The organism is Klebsiella sp. 28 (assembly GCF_018223905.1).
GTDB classification, from domain to species: domain Bacteria; phylum Pseudomonadota; class Gammaproteobacteria; order Enterobacterales; family Enterobacteriaceae; genus Klebsiella; species Klebsiella pneumoniae.
Window position 1 is genome coordinate 1 of sequence record NZ_JAGRQY010000082.1, and the last position, 18,019, is coordinate 18,019.

General features: G+C 61.0%; 14 protein-coding genes. 8 read left to right on the forward strand and 6 right to left on the reverse strand.

Annotation, left to right across the window (positions count from 1 at the left end; genetic code table 11):
* Window positions 1-23: 23 nt before the first annotated feature.
* Window positions 24-1,187, reverse strand: a complete 1,164-nt coding sequence (locus KHQ28_RS14450; protein WP_072198310.1) for a muconate cycloisomerase family protein — start codon at window positions 1,185-1,187, stop codon at window positions 24-26.
* Window positions 1,188-1,302: 115 nt separating this feature from the next.
* Here KHQ28_RS14450 and KHQ28_RS14455 point away from each other — a divergent pair, with 115 nt between their 5' ends.
* Complete coding sequence (locus KHQ28_RS14455) at window positions 1,303-2,193, forward strand: IclR family transcriptional regulator C-terminal domain-containing protein (protein ID WP_072198309.1); 891 nt, start codon at window positions 1,303-1,305, stop codon at window positions 2,191-2,193.
* On the opposite strand, the gene kmrA is transcribed toward KHQ28_RS14455, so the two are convergent.
* A complete protein-coding gene (gene kmrA / locus KHQ28_RS14460) occupies window positions 2,188-3,687 on the reverse strand; it encodes an efflux MFS transporter KmrA (protein WP_004184186.1) in 1,500 nt (499 codons plus the stop codon). The two genes, KHQ28_RS14455 and kmrA, sit on opposite strands and share 6 nt — an antisense overlap.
* Window positions 3,688-3,810: 123 nt before the next feature.
* On the opposite strand from kmrA, the gene KHQ28_RS14465 reads away from it, so the two are divergent.
* The 6 genes from KHQ28_RS14465 to narI all read left to right on the forward strand — a co-directional run bounded on the left by KHQ28_RS14465 (window position 3,811) and on the right by narI (window position 12,694).
* Entirely contained in the window at window positions 3,811-4,386 is a 576-nt protein-coding gene (locus KHQ28_RS14465) for a TetR family transcriptional regulator (protein WP_004888643.1), read from the forward strand.
* Window positions 4,387-4,560: 174 nt separating this feature from the next.
* Window positions 4,561-5,943 (forward strand): NarK family nitrate/nitrite MFS transporter, encoded by a 1,383-nt coding sequence (locus KHQ28_RS14470; RefSeq protein WP_004151231.1) that lies wholly within the window; start codon window positions 4,561-4,563, stop codon window positions 5,941-5,943.
* A gap of 97 nt (window positions 5,944-6,040) precedes the next feature.
* Window positions 6,041-9,781, forward strand: a complete 3,741-nt coding sequence (locus KHQ28_RS14475) for a nitrate reductase subunit alpha (RefSeq protein ID WP_032418903.1) — start codon at window positions 6,041-6,043, stop codon at window positions 9,779-9,781.
* On the forward strand, window positions 9,778-11,322 hold the full coding sequence (narH, locus tag KHQ28_RS14480) for a nitrate reductase subunit beta (protein ID WP_004148517.1): 1,545 nt from the start codon (window positions 9,778-9,780) through the stop codon (window positions 11,320-11,322). Before KHQ28_RS14475 ends, narH begins: the two co-directional genes overlap by 4 nt.
* Window positions 11,322-12,017, forward strand: coding sequence for a nitrate reductase molybdenum cofactor assembly chaperone (gene narW, locus KHQ28_RS14485; RefSeq protein ID WP_002906547.1), 696 nt, complete (start codon window positions 11,322-11,324; stop codon window positions 12,015-12,017). The genes narH and narW overlap by 1 nt, the downstream gene beginning before the upstream one ends.
* Window positions 12,014-12,694 carry a respiratory nitrate reductase subunit gamma gene (gene narI / locus KHQ28_RS14490; RefSeq protein ID WP_004175972.1) on the forward strand — a complete coding sequence of 227 codons (681 nt, stop codon included), beginning with the start codon at window positions 12,014-12,016 and terminating at the stop codon, window positions 12,692-12,694. The genes narW and narI overlap by 4 nt, the downstream gene beginning before the upstream one ends.
* A gap of 549 nt (window positions 12,695-13,243) precedes the next feature.
* Here the strand turns inward: narI and nhoA are convergent.
* From nhoA to KHQ28_RS14510, 4 genes are all read right to left on the reverse strand, one after another.
* Entirely contained in the window at window positions 13,244-14,089 is an 846-nt protein-coding gene (gene nhoA / locus KHQ28_RS14495) for an N-hydroxyarylamine O-acetyltransferase (RefSeq protein WP_023280152.1), read from the reverse strand.
* A 76-nt stretch (window positions 14,090-14,165) separates the two neighbouring features.
* On the reverse strand, window positions 14,166-15,821 hold the full coding sequence (locus tag KHQ28_RS14500) for an iron ABC transporter permease (protein WP_032418902.1): 1,656 nt from the start codon (window positions 15,819-15,821) through the stop codon (window positions 14,166-14,168).
* Between the two features lie 57 nt (window positions 15,822-15,878).
* On the reverse strand, window positions 15,879-16,847 hold the full coding sequence (locus KHQ28_RS14505; RefSeq protein ID WP_032418901.1) for an ABC transporter substrate-binding protein: 969 nt from the start codon (window positions 16,845-16,847) through the stop codon (window positions 15,879-15,881).
* Entirely contained in the window at window positions 16,844-17,548 is a 705-nt protein-coding gene (locus KHQ28_RS14510) for an ABC transporter ATP-binding protein (RefSeq protein WP_004189827.1), read from the reverse strand. Before KHQ28_RS14510 ends, KHQ28_RS14505 begins: the two co-directional genes overlap by 4 nt.
* Before the next feature lie 211 nt (window positions 17,549-17,759).
* Between KHQ28_RS14510 and KHQ28_RS14515 the strand changes: the two genes are divergently transcribed.
* On the forward strand, window positions 17,760-18,019 hold a 260-nt coding region (locus KHQ28_RS14515), incomplete at its 3' end, for a flavin reductase family protein (protein WP_040234464.1).

Consider the following 18,019-nt stretch of genomic DNA (forward strand, 5'->3'; position numbering starts at 1 on the left):
ACATTTTTTTCTCCTGTCCCCCGCTACGGCTGGCGGGTATAAAAATGCAGTTTGTCTTCATCCAGCTCGACGCCAAGGCCCGGCGTTTGCGGCAGCGCCACCTGACCGTCGGCAAAGGTGAGCGGCACGCTGACAATATCGTCTTTCAGCAACAGCGGGCCGAACATCTCGGTACCCCACTGCAGCGGCAGCGTCGACCAGGCGTGCAGAGAAGCCACGGTCCCTACGGTGCCTTCCAGCATGGTGCCGCCGTACAGGCCAATCCCTGCCGCCTGCGCGACGCGGGCCAGCGCCAGCACGCTGTTCGGCCCCCCGGCTTTGGCGATTTTCAGCGCGTAAGCGCCGGTAAAGCCCTGCTGCGCCAGCTGATAACCATCGTAAGCGGTCGCGACCGCTTCATCCGCGAGGATCGCGGTTTCAATTTGCTGGCTTAGCCGCACCAGGGCGGCATTATCTTGGGCGCTGACCGGCTGTTCGATAAGATCGACGCCCATCGCCGCCAGTTCGCGGCAGCCTTTCGCGCCGGTGGCAGCGTCCCAGGCCTGATTGACGTCGACACGGATGCTGGCGCGGTCGCCTAACGCTTCAACGATGGCGCGGGTATGACGCAGGTCGGTGGCGAGTTCACGCGCGCCGATCTTCAGTTTGAACGCCCGGTGGCGGCCTTCGGCCAACAGTTTTTCTCCTTCAGCGATATCTTTCGCGGTATCGCCGCTGGCTAAGGTCCACAGCACCGGCAACGCCGTTTGCAACGCGCCGCCGAGCAGGGCTGATATCGGCAGACCTAAGGCTTTGCCCTGAGCGTCGAGCAGCGCGGTTTCGATGGCGGACTTCGCAAAGGTGTTGCCTTTAATGGCGCCGTTCATGCGGGCGGTCAGCGCATTCAGGTTATCGGCCGGCTGCCCTTTCAACAGCGGCGTCAGATAATGGGTGATCGCCGACGAGATGGCCTCGGGGCTCTCAACGCCATAGCTCAAGCCGCCGATGGTGGTGGCTTCGCCGATGCCGCAGATGCCGTCGGAACGGGTAAGGCGCACGATCACCAGCGACTGGCAGCCCATGGTGGTCATCGACAATTTATGCGGCCGGATGGTCGGGACATCCACAATCCAGCTCTCGATTTGCTCTACGGTGGCAGTCATTTTCTGTTCCTGATGAGATATATAACTTTTTGTACCCACATCCATAACGGGGGTCTGTGCCATTGACAATAGGGTTCAGCCTGGCGGATGGTCAACGGCGATAATCGAAATGTTGTGCGATTATCGACGCGTTTGTTAAAAGACGGTTATTAATGTGATCGTGGTGGTAAAACCGGCACAATTCAGCGCGCCCCATTTTGCGCAAGGTATAGTGATCTGCCGTAAGCTTTACGCTGCAACGGAGAAGGATGCGATGAGCGACAATATTCCCAATACGCTGAGCGCCAGGCAGGCCGAGCACGACCCTAACTTTATGCTATCTCTGGCCCGCGGGCTGGAGGTCCTTAACGCCTTCACCCCCCAGCGCCAGCGGCTGACCATTTCCCAGCTCAGCCAGAAAACGCAAATCTCGCGCGCGGCGGTACGCCGCTGTTTGTATACCCTCGCCGCGCTGGGCATGGTGCACAGTCCGGATGGCCGTAGCTATGAACTGCTCCCCCGGGTGCTGGCCGTCGGCCACGCCTATCTGGCAGGCACGCCGCTGGCCAAGGTGGCGCAGACGGCGCTGGATAATCTTGGCAAAGCGCTCGGCGAATCCTGTTCGGCGGCCACGCTCGACGGGGATAACGTGCTCTATATTGCCCGCGCGGCGGTCATTAATTTACTGAGCATCGATCTGGGGCGCGGCAGCCGCCTGCCGGCGTGGGCCACGTCGATGGGGCGGGTGTTGCTGAGCTCGCTGCCGGAGGAACAGCTGGAAGTGACGTTGTCACGGGCTACGCTTATTCGCTACACTCCGCATACCCTGTGCGATTTGTCCGGTTTACGTGCAGAGATCGCTCGGGTGCGCATGCAGGGCTATGCCCTCGCCGACCGGCAGATCGAGGTAGGCTTGTGCTCGCTGGCGGTACCCGTGCTGTCGCGTCACGGTCAGGTGGTGGCCGCCCTGAATGTCGGGGTACCTGCCGCGACGGTCTGCGCCGCGGCGTTAAAAGAGAAGGCCCTCGCTCCGCTACGGCGCGCGGCGATGGATCTGTCGCTGCAGCTATAGCGCCGACTGCGGTTTCGCCACGGTGGCGAGGCTGCGCCAGATCCCGGCGGCCAGCAGCAGAAGCAATACACCCGCCGTCGCCAGCACCAGGCTATGAGCCTGAATAAAAGCCGTCTTCGCCGCCGCCATCAGCGCCTGCGCCACCCCGGCGGGCAGCGCCTGGGACAGACTCACCGCCTCGCCAATCGATGACGCCGCCTGCTGCGCCATGGTGCCACTCAGGCCAGACGGCAGCGCAATAGAGGCGCTGTAGCTGCGGGTCAGGATCAGGCCGAACAGCGCTATGCCGAGACCGGCGCCCAGCTCATAGGCCATGGTTTCAATCGCCCCGGCGGCCGCCGCTTTCTCCTTCGGCGCTGCCGCCATAATCGCGGAACTGGAGGCCAGCAGCGCGCTGGCCACGCTAAAGCCCAGCAGCGTCATCAGCCCCCAGGCCAGCCACTGCTGGGTACTGAAATCGGTCAACGCCAGGCCGAGAAAGCTGAAGGCGCTGAGCAGCATCCCGCCGGTCGCCACCTCGCGCAGCCCAAGCCGCGACACCAGCAGGCCGGCAATCGGGCCGCTGAAGCCGCTGGCCACCATTACCGGCAGCATAAATATCCCCGCCTCGAACGGCGTTTTCTGGTGCACAAACTGCAGCTCCTGGGCCATCAGCAGCTCAAAACCGACCAGGGTAATCAGGGCCGTCATCGCCATCATCACCCCGCTTAAGATTATGCGATGGGTGAACAGGCGCATATCCACCATCGGGCGGGCCGCCGACAGCTGCTTGCGGATAAACCAGGTTAACATCGCCGCCCCGCCGAGCGCCACCAGCGCGGTGAGCCACAGCGCCAGCTGGCCCTTCAGCGCCGATTTCGCGCTAAACACCAGCATCAGGATCGCGGCAATCAAAACGAGCGCCTGCAGTAGATTGAGCGGCTGTTCGCGGCGCGCGGGCTGGCGCGGCACCACTTTCGCGTTAATCGCGATAACCACCAGCACGATCGGCACATTGATCAGGAACACCGACCCCCAGTAGAAATGCTCCAGCAGGATACCGCCCACCAGCGGGCCGAAGGCCGCGCCGCCGGAGCCGACCGCTGCCCACAGCCCCAGCGCCATATTGCGCTGGCTGGCCTCGGCAAAGGTGCTGCGGATCCCGGCCAGCGTCGCCGGGACGATCATCGCCGCCCCCACCGCCAGCAAAGCGCGTGAGGCAATCAGCGTCATGGCCGTCGGCGACAGCGCGGCGCACAGCGAGGCGATGCCAAAAATGGCGCTGCCGAGCAGCAGCAGGCGCTTAAAGCCGATCTTATCGCCAAGGGCGCCCATCGGCAGCACCATCCCGGCCATCACTAATGAGTAGATATCAATGATCCACAACAGCTCATTGCCGCTGCTACCCAGCGCCACGCTGAGGGTCGGCGCGGCCACATGCAACACCGTAGCGTCAATCGCCACCGGAATATAAACCAGCAAAATCGCCATCAGCGTCATCCATTGCCGTGACATAGCTTGTACCTCAATCAATATTGAATATTGGACACACGTCCAGGATGGCGATCCTGCCGGATTGTTGAACACATGTCCAACTTTTTGTTACACTCGGCCAAAGCCAGATGACAGCGGGGTTCTATGCACTATTTACAACGTGATGCGCGACGGGAAGGGATTATGCAGGCCGCCATGCGCCTGGCCCTGCGCGGCGGCTTTGCCGCCATGACCGTGCGGCAGATCGCCCGCGAAGCCCAGGTGGCCGCCGGGCAGCTGCACCACCACTTCACCTCCATCGGCGAGCTGAAAGCGCAGGTTTTCATCCGCCTGATCCGCGAGATGCTCGACATGCCGCTGGTGGCTGAGGACGCCAGCTGGCGCGAGCGCTTGTTCTCGATGATCGGCAGCGAGGATGGCCGACTGGAACCCTATATCCGCCTGTGGCGCGAAGGCCAGGTGCTGGCCGACAGCGATCCGGACATCAAAGCGGCCTACCTGCTGACCATGAATATGTGGCATGCCGAGACCGTCGCCATCATCGAGCAGGGCCTCGCCAGCGGCGAATTTCGGTCGGCTGAGCCTGCGGCGGATATCGCCTGGCGCTTTATCGCCCTGGTGTGCGGCCTCGACGGGATTTATGCGCTGGACGCGCAGGCCCTGGATGAGGCGGCGTTTAGCCGCTATGTAAATAAGATGATTACGCTGGAGTTGTTTTAGGCATATTTACATTTAGTAACAATTAATTCCACTACGCTTACCACGTGCTCTCTGTCAGCACGTTTTTTTTATCTACGCTTCATAGATAACGCAAATTAAGCGTTATTCACTATCCCCTTGTATTCAGCTGTTGACCTTATTTATTTACTCCTTTCCGGGCAAGTAGAGGGCAATATGTCGGTGCAGAATGATAAAGATAATCATTACCTTTTGAACAACTGGCGGCCTGAAAACAAGGCGTTCTGGGAAAATAAAGGCCAAGCCATTGCGCGAAGAAATCTATGGATATCAGTGGCCTGTCTGCTACTTGCTTTCTGCGTATGGATGTTATTCAGCGCCGTAGCGGTCAATCTCAATAAGGTCGGTTTTCATTTCACCACCGACCAGCTTTTTTTATTAACCGCCCTGCCTTCACTTTCCGGCGCGATATTACGGGTCCCCTACTCCTTTATGGTACCCCTTTTTGGCGGGCGCTACTGGACCGTATTAAGTACCGTTATCCTGATCGTGCCTTGTATTTGGTTAGGGGTGGCAATCCAGAATATTACTACTCCGTTCTGGGTATTTATTATTATTGCGCTGCTGTGCGGTTTTGCCGGAGCGAATTTTGCTTCCAGCATGGGAAATATCAGTTTCTTTTTCCCCAAAGCGAAACAGGGCAGCGCGCTGGGAGTCAACGGCGGCCTTGGCAATCTGGGCGTAAGCGTGATGCAGATGGTCGCCCCGGCGGTCATCTTCCTGCCGCTCTTCACCTTTCTCGGCGTCCATGGCGTCACCCAGCCCGATGGTTCGACAATCACCCTGAGTAATGCGGCGCTCGTCTGGGTACCGCTGCTGCTGCTCGCCACCGTCGCGGCATGGTTCGGCATGAACGATATCGCCGGTTCAAAGGCCTCGATTCGCGATCAGCTTCCCGTGCTCAAGCGACCGCATATGTGGCTGTTAAGCCTGCTCTATCTGGCGACGTTTGGCTCGTTCATCGGCTTTTCCGCCGGCTTTGCCATGCTGGCGAAAACCCAGTTTCCCGCGGTCGATATCCTCAAGCTCGCCTTCTTTGGACCGTTCATCGGCGCGCTGGCGCGCTCGTTCGGCGGGATCATCTCCGACCGTCTCGGCGGCGTGCGGGTGACGCTGGTTAACTTCGTCCTGATGGCGCTGTTTACCGGCCTGCTGTTTCTGACCCTGCCAGGCAGCGGCTCCGGCAGCTTTCTCGCTTTCTACGTGGTGTTTATGGGGCTCTTTTTAACCGCCGGTCTGGGAAGCGGCTCCACCTTCCAGATGATCGCCGTCATCTTCCGCCAGCTCACCATCGACAGCGTAAAACAGCGCGGCGGCAGCGATGAAGAAGCGCAGCACGAGGCGGTGACCGATACCGCTGCCGCGCTGGGCTTTATCTCGGCGATCGGCGCCATCGGCGGCTTCTTTATTCCGAAAGCCTTCGGCACCTCGCTGGCGATGACCGGCTCACCGGTTGGCGCGATGAAAGTCTTTTTTGTCTTCTATGTGGTTTGCGTGCTGGTGACCTGGCTGGTCTACGGCCGCCGTAAACCCGCTTAACCATAACGATTTATCTGCCGGATAGCGGCTTACGAGTTCGTTCGCTCATCCGGCCGGGTGGCACGATGCCGGACATCATCGGAGCAGGAGAAATGTCATGAGTAAACTTCTGGATCGCTTTCGCTACTTTAAGCAGAAGGGCGAGACTTTTGCCAACGGCCACGGCCAGGTCTACAACAACAACCGTGACTGGGAAGATAGCTACCGTCAACGCTGGCAGTTCGACAAAATTGTCCGCTCCACGCACGGTGTGAACTGCACCGGCTCCTGCAGCTGGAAAATTTACGTCAAAAACGGCCTCGTTACCTGGGAAACCCAGCAGACCGATTATCCGCGCACCCGGCCGGATCTGCCAAATCACGAACCGCGCGGCTGCCCGCGCGGCGCCAGCTACTCCTGGTATCTCTACAGCGCCAACCGCCTGAAGTACCCCCTGGCGCGTAAACGACTGATTGAGCTGTGGCGCGAAGCCCTGGCGCAGCATCCCGACCCGGTGCTGGCATGGGATAGCATCATGCAGGATCCGGCAAAAACCCGCAGCTATAAAGCGGCGCGCGGCAAAGGCGGTTTTGTCCGCTCCAGCTGGAAAGAGCTGAACCAGCTCATCGCCGCCGCCAACGTCTGGACCATCAAACACTATGGCCCGGACCGCGTCGCCGGCTTCTCGCCGATCCCGGCGATGTCGATGGTCTCCTACGCCGCGGGCACTCGCTATTTATCGTTGATTGGCGGCACCTGCCTGAGCTTTTATGACTGGTACTGCGATCTGCCCCCCGCCTCGCCGATGACCTGGGGCGAACAGACCGACGTGCCGGAATCCGCCGACTGGTACAACTCCAGCTACATTATTGCCTGGGGCTCCAACGTGCCGCAGACCCGAACCCCGGACGCCCACTTCTTTACCGAAGTGCGCTACAAGGGCACCAAAACTATCGCCATCACGCCGGACTATTCGGAAGTCGCTAAGCTCTGCGACCAGTGGCTGGCGCCGAAGCAAGGCACCGACAGCGCGCTGGCGATGGCCATGGGCCATGTGATCCTCAAAGCCTTCCACCTCGATAAACCGAGCGATTACTTTCTCAACTACTGCCGGACCTACACCGACATGCCGATGCTGGTGATACTCGAGCCGCGCGACGACGGCAGCTATACGCCGGGCCGTATGCTGCGTGCTTCCGACCTGCTTGACGGTCTCGGAGAAAGTAATAACCCGGAATGGAAAACCGTGGCCTATAACAGCGACGGGGAACTGGTGGCGCCGAACGGCTCCATCGGCTTTCGCTGGGGCGAAAAAGGCAAATGGAATCTCGAACAACGGGCAGACGGCAAAGATGTCGAGCTTAAGCTGTCGCTGCTGGATATTCGCGACAGCGTGGTGTCGGTGGGCTTCCCCTACTTTGGCGGCAACGAAAACCCGCATTTTCGCAGCGTAGCGCAGTCACCGGTGACCCTTCACCCGCTACCGGCTAAACAGCTGACGCTGGCCAGTGGCGAAAACGGCCTGGTGGTCAGCGTCTATGACCTGATTCTGGCCAACTACGGTCTGGATCGAGGGCTTGACGATGTCAATGCGGCGAAGGATTTCGCCGAGGTCAAAGCCTATACCCCGGCATGGGCGGAGCAGATCACCGGCGTACCGCGTCAACATATCGAACAAATCGCCCGCGAGTTTGCCGATACGGCGCATAAGACCCACGGCCGCTCAATGATTATCCTCGGCGCCGGGGTGAACCACTGGTACCACATGGATATGAACTACCGCGGGATGATTAATCTGCTGGTATTCTGCGGCTGCGTCGGCCAGAGCGGCGGCGGCTGGTCGCACTATGTCGGTCAGGAGAAACTGCGCCCGCAGACCGGCTGGCTGCCGCTGGCGTTCGCCCTGGACTGGAGTCGTCCGCCGCGGCAGATGAACAGTACCTCTTATTTCTACAACCACGCCAGCCAGTGGCGCTACGAAAAACTGACCGCGCAGGAGCTGCTGTCGCCGCTGGCCGACGCCAGCAAATTTAGCGGCAGCCTTATCGACTTCAACGTCCGTGCGGAACGGATGGGCTGGTTACCTTCTGCGCCCCAGCTCAACGTCAACCCGCTGACCATTAAGCAGCAGGCCGAGGCCGCCGGGCTCTCCCCCGCGGAGTTCACCGTCCAGTCGTTAAAATCAGGCGATATTCGCTTTGCCGCCGAGCAGCCGGATAGCGGCAAAAACCATCCGCGCAACCTGTTTATCTGGCGCTCAAACCTGCTGGGATCGTCCGGTAAGGGGCATGAGTACATGTTGAAATACCTGCTCGGGACCGACAGCGGTATTCAGGGTGATGAACTGGGCGCCAGCGATGAGGTAAAACCTGAGGAAGTCGAGTGGCAGACCGCGGCGATTGAGGGAAAACTCGACCTGCTGGTGACGCTGGATTTCCGCATGTCCAGTACCTGTCTCTTCTCCGATATTGTCCTGCCGACCGCCACCTGGTATGAAAAAGACGATATGAACACCTCGGACATGCACCCGTTTATCCACCCGCTCTCCGCCGCCGTCGACCCGGCCTGGGAGGCGAAAAGCGACTGGGAGATCTACAAGGATATCGCTAAATCCTTCTCGCAGGTCTGCGTCGGCCATCTTGGCAAAGAGACCGATGTGGTGCTGGTCCCACTGCAGCATGATTCTCCCGGCGAACTGTCGCAGCCGTTCGAGGTGCTTGACTGGCGCAAAGGCGAATGCGATCTCATTCTAGGCAAAACCGCACCGTCCATTGCCCTGGTGGAACGCGACTACCCGGCCACCTGGGACCGCTTCACCTCTCTCGGCCCGCTGCTCGATAAGCTCGGCAACGGCGGGAAAGGCATTGCGTGGAATACGCAAAGCGAAGTCGATTTCCTCGGCAAGCTTAACTACGTCAAGCCCGACGGTCCGGCCAAAGGCCGGCCGCGGATCGACAGCGCCATTGACGCCTCCGAAGTTATTCTCAGCCTCGCCCCGGAAACCAACGGCCAGGTGGCGGTGAAAGCCTGGCAGGCGCTGGGAGAGTTTACCGGCCGCGATCATACCCATCTGGCGCTCAATAAAGAGGATGAGAAGATCCGCTTTCGCGATATTCAGGCGCAGCCGCGCAAAATTATCTCCAGCCCGACGTGGTCCGGACTGGAAAGCGAGCACGTCTCCTACAATGCCGGTTATACCAACGTGCATGAGCTGATCCCATGGCGCACCCTCTCCGGCCGCCAGCAGTTGTATCAGGACCATCCGTGGATGCGCGCCTTCGGCGAAAGCCTGGTAGCCTATCGCCCGCCCATTGATACCCGCAGCGTCAGCCAGATGAAGGCCGTGCCGCCAAACGGCTTTCCGGAAAAAGCGCTGAATTTCCTGACGCCGCACCAGAAGTGGGGGATCCACTCCACCTATAGCGAAAACCTGCTGATGCTGACGCTGTCGCGCGGCGGGCCGATCGTCTGGCTTAGCGAAACCGACGCGAAAGAGCTGGGCATTGAAGATAACGACTGGATTGAAGCGTTCAACGCCAACGGGGCTCTCACCGCGCGGGCGGTGGTGAGCCAGCGGGTGCCGCCGGGGATGACCATGATGTACCACGCTCAGGAACGGATTATGAATATCCCGGGTTCGGAAGTGACCGGTCGTCGCGGCGGCATTCATAACTCGGTAACCCGCGTCTGTCCGAAGCCAACGCACATGATTGGCGGCTACGCCCAGCTGGCCTATGGCTTTAACTACTACGGCACCGTCGGATCGAACCGCGACGAGTTCATCATGATCCGCAAAATGAAGAATATTGCCTGGCTGGATGACGAAGGTCGCGATCAGGTACAGGAGGCGAAAAAATGAAAATCCGTTCTCAGGTTGGAATGGTGCTGAATCTGGACAAATGCATCGGCTGTCACACCTGCTCGGTCACCTGTAAAAACGTCTGGAGCAGCCGCGAAGGCATGGAGTACGCGTGGTTCAATAACGTGGAGACCAAACCGGGCATTGGCTACCCCAAAAACTGGGAGGACCAGGATCAGTGGCAAGGCGGCTGGATCCGCGGCATTAGCGGTAAGCTGACGCCCCGCCTCGGCAATCGGGTCAGCGTATTATCGAAGATTTTCGCCAACCCGGTGCTGCCGGCGATCGACGATTACTACGAACCCTTTACCTATGACTACCAGCACCTGCACAACGCGCCGGAGGGCAAATATCTGCCGACCGCCCGCCCGCGCTCGCTGATCAGCGGCGAGCGTATGGATAAGATTAACTGGGGCCCGAACTGGGAGGAGCTGCTCGGCGGCGAATTCGAGAAACGCGCCCGCGACCGTAACTTCGAAGCCATGCAAAAAGAGATGTACGGCCAGTTCGAAAATACCTTCATGATGTATCTCCCGCGCCTGTGCGAGCACTGCCTCAACCCGAGCTGCGTGGCCACCTGCCCGAGCGGCGCCATCTACAAGCGTGAGGAAGATGGCATCGTACTGATCGATCAGGATAAATGCCGCGGCTGGCGGATGTGCATCAGCGGCTGCCCGTACAAAAAAATCTACTTTAACTGGAAGAGCGGTAAGTCGGAAAAATGCATCTTCTGCTATCCGCGCATTGAGTCCGGGCAGCCAACGGTCTGCTCAGAAACCTGCGTCGGGCGCATCCGCTATCTTGGCGTACTGCTGTATGACGCCGACCGCATTGAAGAGGCGGCCAGTACCGAACATGAAACCGACCTCTATGAGCGCCAGTGCGAGGTGTTCCTTAATCCAAACGATCCGGCGGTCATCGAGGAAGCGCTAAAGCAAGGGATCCCGCACAACGTCATTGAGGCGGCGCAGAAATCGCCGGTCTATAAGCTGGCGATGGACTGGAAGCTGGCTCTGCCGCTGCATCCGGAGTATCGCACCCTGCCGATGGTCTGGTACGTGCCGCCCCTGTCGCCGATCCAGTCGGTTGCCGACGCCGGCGGCTTACCGAGCAACGGCAACATCCTGCCGGCGGTTGAGAGTCTGCGCATCCCGGTGCAATACCTGGCGAATCTGCTGAGCGCCGGCGATACCGGACCGGTCTTGCGCGCGCTGAAACGGATGATGGCGATGCGCCACTACAAGCGCTCGCAAACCGTCGAGGGCGTCACCGATACCCGCGCCATTGAAGAGGTGGGCCTCAGCGTTGAGCAGGTCGAAGAGATGTATCGCTATCTGGCGATCGCCAACTACGAAGACCGCTTCGTGATCCCCACCAGCCATCGCGAACTGGCGGAGGATGCCTTTCCGGAACGTAACGGCTGCGGCTTTACCTTTGGCGATGGCTGCCACGGGTCAGATACGAAATTCAACCTGTTTAACAGCCGGCGGATCGACGCCATCGACGTCAGCGGCGTGCGTAAGCATGGGGAGGGCGAGTGATGCGGATCCTGAAAGTGATCGGTCTGCTGCTGGAGTACCCCGACGAGTTACTGTGGGAGAACCGCGACGACGCCCTGGCGCTGATCAGGGCCGATGTCCCTTCCCTGACGCCGTTTGTCGGTGAGCTGTTGACGGCTCCGCTGTTGGATCGCCAGGCCGAATGGTGCGAGGTGTTCGAGCGCGGGCGCGCCACCTCGCTGCTGCTGTTTGAACATGTGCATGCCGAATCCCGCGACCGCGGCCAGGCGATGGTCGACCTGATGAATCAGTATCAGCAGGCGGGTCTGCAGATCGATTGTCGCGAGCTGCCCGACCATCTGCCGCTGTATCTGGAGTATCTCAGTATTCTACCTCCCGCGGAGGCTCGGGAGGGGCTGCAGAATATCGCGCCGATTCTGGCGCTGATCGGCGGCCGTCTTAAGCAGCGAGCCTGCCCGTACTACCAGCTGTTTGACGCCCTGCTGGCGCTGGCTAAAAGCCCGCTCACCAGTGACAGTGTCACAAAACAGGTGGCGGGAGAAAAGCGCGACGATACCCGTCAGGCGCTGGACGCCGTGTGGGAAGAAGAGCAGGTGAAGTTTATCGAAGATAATGCGACCGCTTGCGATAGCTCGTCGATGCAAGCTTATCAACGACGCTTTAGTCAGGATGTGGCGCCGCAGTACGTTGACATCCGCGCCGGAGGCCCGAAATGATCCAGTATCTGAACGTCTTCTTTTACGATATCTACCCTTACCTGTGCGGCACCGTCTTTCTGGTGGGCAGCTGGCTGCGCTACGATTACGGGCAGTATACCTGGCGCGCCTCATCCAGCCAGATGCTGGATAAGCGCGGGATGGTGCTATGGTCGAACTTATTTCATATCGGCATTCTCGGCATCTTCTTTGGCCATCTCTTTGGCATGCTGACCCCACACTGGGTCTACTCGTGGTTCCTGCCGATGTCCCAGAAGCAGCTGATGGCCATGATCCTTGGCGGCATCTGCGGCGTGCTGACCCTGGTAGGCGGTATCGGCCTGCTGATGCGCCGCCTGACCAACCCGCGAATTCGCGCCACCTCCACGACCGCGGATATTTTGATCCTGTGCATTCTGCTGATTCAGTGCGCGCTGGGGCTGACAACCATCCCCTTCTCCGCCCAGCATCCGGACGGCAGCGAAATGCTCAAGCTGGTGGACTGGGCGCAGGCGGTGGTCACCTTCCACGGCGGCGCCTCGGCGCATCTGGACGGTGTCGCATGGATTTACCGCGTCCACCTGGTGCTCGGGATGACCATCTTTCTGATCTTCCCCTTCACCCGCCTGGTTCACGTCTGGAGCGCGCCGGTGGAGTATTTCACCCGGCGTTACCAGGTGGTACGCTCCCGGCGCTGAGCGCTGGCGGCGTTTACCATTCATCCTTACCGGTAGCCCGGACGAGGCCTTCGCGCCAAGTCCGGGTATTTATCGTACCTGGCTCCAGGCTTTATGCCGGGTGGCGGCTGTCGCCTTACCCGGCCTACAGGGTCCTCTCACAGGCTCAAACCTCGCAGGCCCGCGCAAGCGCAGCGCCGCCGGGCAAGATATCAGGCACGGTTCCTGTAATTTCGCCGGGTGGCGGCTACGCCTTGCCCGGCCTACAGGGGCCTCTCACAGGCTCAAACCTCGCAGGCCCGCGCAGGCGCAGCGCCGCCGGGTAAGATATCAGGCACGGTACCTGTAATTTCGCCGGGTGGCGGCTACGCCTTGCCCGGCCTACAGGGGCCTCTTACAGGCTCAAACCTCTCAGGCCCGCGCAGGCGCAGCGCCGCCGGGCAAGATATCAGGCACGGTACCTGTAATTTCGCCGGGTGGCGGCTACGCCTTATCCGGCCTACAGGGTCCTCTCACAGGCTCATACCCCGTAGGCCCGCGCAAGCGCAGCGCCGCCGGGCATGAGGAGATTTACTTCCCGGCTTCCGGATGGGTATCGAACGCCGCCATCACCGCCGCCAGCGCCGCTTCGCTGAAGCCATGTTTAGGATCGTCCACCCCCAGGCCGAAACGGGTCTGCAGCCCTTCATACAGCGCGGAGACATCGGCAAAATCGACCTTCTCCACCACATGGTTATTCTCCCAGTGGGTAAAGTGGAAGTTGGTGAGGGTCATTTTGCCGCCGTCCGGGAGATGACGACACATCAGCAGATGGTGACGGAAGTGGGACTGCGGCCAGTGCGCCGACCAGAAGTTGCCCATCACATAATCAGACGCATACTGGCGGCCTAAATCGAAATGGTACATCGACTGCCAGTGTTCGTGATGGTTGAACTGCAGCGTCCACTCATCCCCTTCATGCACCAGACGATAGCTGCCGTGCGGCGTTTGCTGTGGGATATCGGCCAGCAGTTTGATCGGCGCGGTCAGCGTCTGGCCGCCGAAGCCGACGTCGGCGATCCAGCGCTCCCCCGCCACCTCCACCAGCAACAGACGGTGAGTACGCGGCGGCATCTGCGGCGGGTTGGCCAGCACCACGCGGCCCAGCAGGCTGCGGACGTTAAAGCCTATCTCGCGCAGCGCGCGCTCCAGCAGGCCATTCTGTTCAAAACAATACCCCCCGCGGCGGGCGGCGATCAGCTTCTCTTCCAGCGCCCCATCGTCAAGGTGGATTTCACGCGGCAGCAGGACGTCGAGGTTTTCAAAGGGGATGGCGCTGTTATGCTGCAGATGCAGTTCCCGCAGGGTATCAATGGAAACATCAGGCTCACCCGTCCAGCTCAGACGGGAAAAATAGGCGCGTAAAAAGGGACTCATCAGGGCCTCCAGCTGTAGGTGTCCGACATTTATAGCCTATTTTTCCGCGCCGACCGTCTTTTTTGTGCGCTTAGCGTTAACCGCGCGTGCGGCGCTGCATCAGCGCCAGCGCCGTCAGCATCAGGACCAGACCGGTCAACAACGTCAGGCTGGCCATCGCCATGCCCTGACCGACGGAACCCTGTTCGAACTGGCGCCAGATAAACACCGCCACGGTTTGCGTACCGGCCGGAGAGAGCAGCAGCGAGGTCACCAGCTCCCGGGAGGCCACCGCGAACACCATCAGCATCGCCGCCAGCAGCGCCGGAAAGACCAGCGGCAGGACAATCAACCGCAGCGCCTGCAGTGGCGACGCCCCGTGCACCCTGGCGGCGGGCTCAAGGTTCGGGCCCAGCTGGCGCAGCGCGCTGCCGACATAGCGCACCGGCCAGGGCAACAGCAGGCAGCAATAGGAGAGCAGCAGCATCCACAGCGTGTTATAGGGCGAGCGCGGCCAGAAGGGCTGATTCCACAGCAGGATCAAACCGACCCCCACCACCACGCCCGGCAGCGCCGCCGGCATCAGCGACAGCGCGTCCACCATCCCGCGCCCTTTAATCTTCTGCACCATCACCAACCAGGCGGCCAGCAGGCCCAGCGCGCCGACGATTAGCGCCGAACCCAGGGCCAGCGACAGGCTGGTGCCGAGGGCCGACAGGGCATCTCCCTGCTGGTCAAACAGCGCCGCGAAATGACGCAGTGTGACATTCTCAACACTCACGCCACCGGAGAGCGTGCCCATCACGCTGGTGAGCATCATCGAGACGGCGGGGACGCCGACCGCCAGGCCGCCGACGGCCGCCATCGCCAGCACGGCGGGCAGCGTCATCCAGCCCAGCGATGCCCCGTGGTTCTCCCCCGGCTTACCGGTGATGCTGGTGACCTCTTTCTCCCCCACCAGCCGCCTTTGCAGCCACCAGGCGAACAACGCCACCGCCATCAGCAGCAGCGACAATAGCGCGGCGCCAGGGAGATCCACCGGCCAGTCGGCCAGCTTTTTCTCAATACCGACCGTCAGCATCACCACTCCCGCCCGGCTGCCCAGCGCCGCCGGTACGCCAAACTCCTCGATGGCGAGGGTAAACGCCAGCAGCATCCCCGCCGCCAGCGCCGGAGAGAGCATCGGTAGCGTCACGTGCCAGAAGGCGCGCCAGGCGCTGGCGCCATGGACGCGGGCGACCACCGCCAGCCGGGTCCCGCTCGCCAGCAGGCTGCGGGAGACGGCAAAGTAGACCACCGGAAATATATTAAAGGTCATCACCAGCACGATCCCGCTGCGGCTGAACAGCAGATCGTTCAGCTGCCAGCCGGTCAGCTGCTGCAGATAGCCCTGGCTTTGCAGGGCCAGCATCCAGGAGAGCGCCGAGATATAGGGCGGCGTAAGAAAGGGGATCAAAAACAGGAGATCCCACAGCCGGGGCAGCGGCAGCGAAAACATACCGCGCAGGATGCCGAGCGGCAGGCCAATCATTACGCTGACCAGCGCCACGCCGGCGGCGATCCATAGCGTACCGCCGAGCATCGCCGGCAGCTGAGGATCGGCCAGCAGCGCCGGGATGCCGCCAAAGGCGTCCCCGAGCGAACCGGCGCTAAAACGGGGAAAAATCGCCTGCAGCACAATAAACACTAACGGTAACGCGACCAGCATCACCAGGGCGGCAAGGGTCGCGCCGGAAAGGAATGTTTGTTTCACAACCGGTTCCTGAAGCTGAGGGTCCTCCGGCGGCCAGCGCCGGAGAAACGGGATCAATTACTGCGCGTACAGCTGACTGAAGCGGGCGAGCACGGCGCCCCGCTCGCTGCTGCCCTCGCTGGTGGTGGGCAGCACCTTCAGCGCGTCCAGTAACGGACGTTTAGCCGCCACGTCGCGGCGGGCGGGCATCAGCCAGGCGTCGGCGACCTTCGCCTGACCTTCCGGCGACAGCACGTAATCGATAAAGGCTTTGGCATCGTCGGCATGCTGGCTGGTTTTGAGGATCATCATCGGGCGCGGGGCAATCACCGTTCCGCTGGCCGGGAAGATCACCTTCAGCGACTCGCCCTGCTGAATATTGCCGTAGGAGACATAATCCACCGCGCCAAACACCGCCGCTTTCGCCCCTTGCATCACCGGCGTCACCGCCTGGGCGTTGGGTCCGCTGACTACCATGCCGTTCTTTTTCAGATCGTCAAACAGTTGCCAGGCCTGGTCGCCCATGCTGTTTTGCAGCCCGATCAGCAAATCCAGCGACGCGCCGGAGAGCGCCGGGTCGGGGGTTGTCACCTTGTCTTTAAACGCCGGCTGGGTGAGATCCCGCCACTCTTTCGGTTCCGGGGTGCCGCTTTTACTGTTCCAGACAATACCCAGGGCGGAGACGCCCTGGGCGATATAGTCCGCCGATTTCAGGTTCGCCGGTACCTGGTCGGCGTTGGCGCTCGCAAAAGGCAACAACCAGCCCCGCTGGTGCAGATCTTCGGCGGTATCCCACGAGGCGGAGATCAGCACATCCGCCTGCGGGTTGGCCTGCTCGGCCTCCAGTCGGGCCATCACTTTGCCGGTGGTGGCCTGAAAAACGGTCACCTTCACCCCGGTCTGTTGTTCAAAACCGCTGGCCAGGCTTTTCGCCAGCGAGCCGGGTCCGGCGGTGTAAACGGTCAGCGCATGGGCGCTGGAGAGCATCATGGCGGAGAGAGCCATCGCGAGTACCACTCCTTTCTTAACGGTCATAACGGTGTTCATGCAACTTCCCCTGAGGTTGGCGTAACGGCGCGGACAGCGGCCACGCGGCCCGCGGATAAATAGACAATCTGGTCGGCTAACAGCTCGGCTTCACGTCGGTCATGGGTGACATACAGGGCGGTGATGCCGAGCTGTCGCAGCAGGCGGCTCATTTCGCCACACAGCGATTCGCGTAGTTCGCTGTCCAGGTTGGAGAGCGGTTCATCAAACAGCAGCACCCGCGGCGCGGCGACGATCGCCCGCGCCAGCGCCACCCGCTGCTGCTGACCGCCGGAGAGGCCTGAAGGCTTACGTTCGGCAAAGCCATTGAGGCCTACCCGCGCCAGCGCCTCGCTGACCCGGCGCTCGCGTTCGCTGCGGGAGACGCCGCGCATGCGCAGCGGAAAGGCGACGTTCTGCGCCACGCTCATATGCGGCCAGAGGGCATAATCCTGAAAAACCATGCCGATATCGCGCTGCTCCGGGGGCAATCCCCATCCTGCGCGGGCGACCAGCCTGTCGCCAAAGCGGATTTCGCCGCTGGCCGGCACGCTCAGCCCGGCCAGCAGACGCAGCAACGTGCTTTTGCCGCAGCCGGAAGGGCCCAGTAGCGCCACGATGCGGCCGGGTTCGATATGCAACGTGAAGCGGTCAAGAATAGGGGTCTCTGCGAAGGCGAAAGAGACCTCCTGCAGGGTGATAGGGGTCAGCGTGCGCATCATCGCCCTCCCTTTCGGGACAGCGAGACCAGCCCGGCGGTCGACATCCGACGGGGCACGCTCACCTGGGATAGCATCAGGGGAGCCAACATATTGTGATCCTCTTTGGGACTTAGTGCTGGCGACTATAGTCAGACGAGATGACGTATTGATTACATTTTCATTGCGGCTTAACGTGTTACCTGCCAACCGACCCATTATTCAAGGAACGCCTATGAGCCGCTTTCGCCACGTTGAACTGCAGTACGCCAGCCGCCTGCTCAACCACGGCCCAACCATTTTGATCACCAGCTACGATGCCCCGTCCGACCGGCGCAACGTTATGGCCGCCGCCTGGTCAATGCCGGTGGAATTCGCCCCGCCGCGGGTGGCTATCGTGGTGGATAAAAGCACCTGGACGCGGGAGATCATCGAGCGCAATGGCACCTTCGGCATTGTGGTTCCCGGCGTCGCAGCCGCCAGCTGGACCTACGC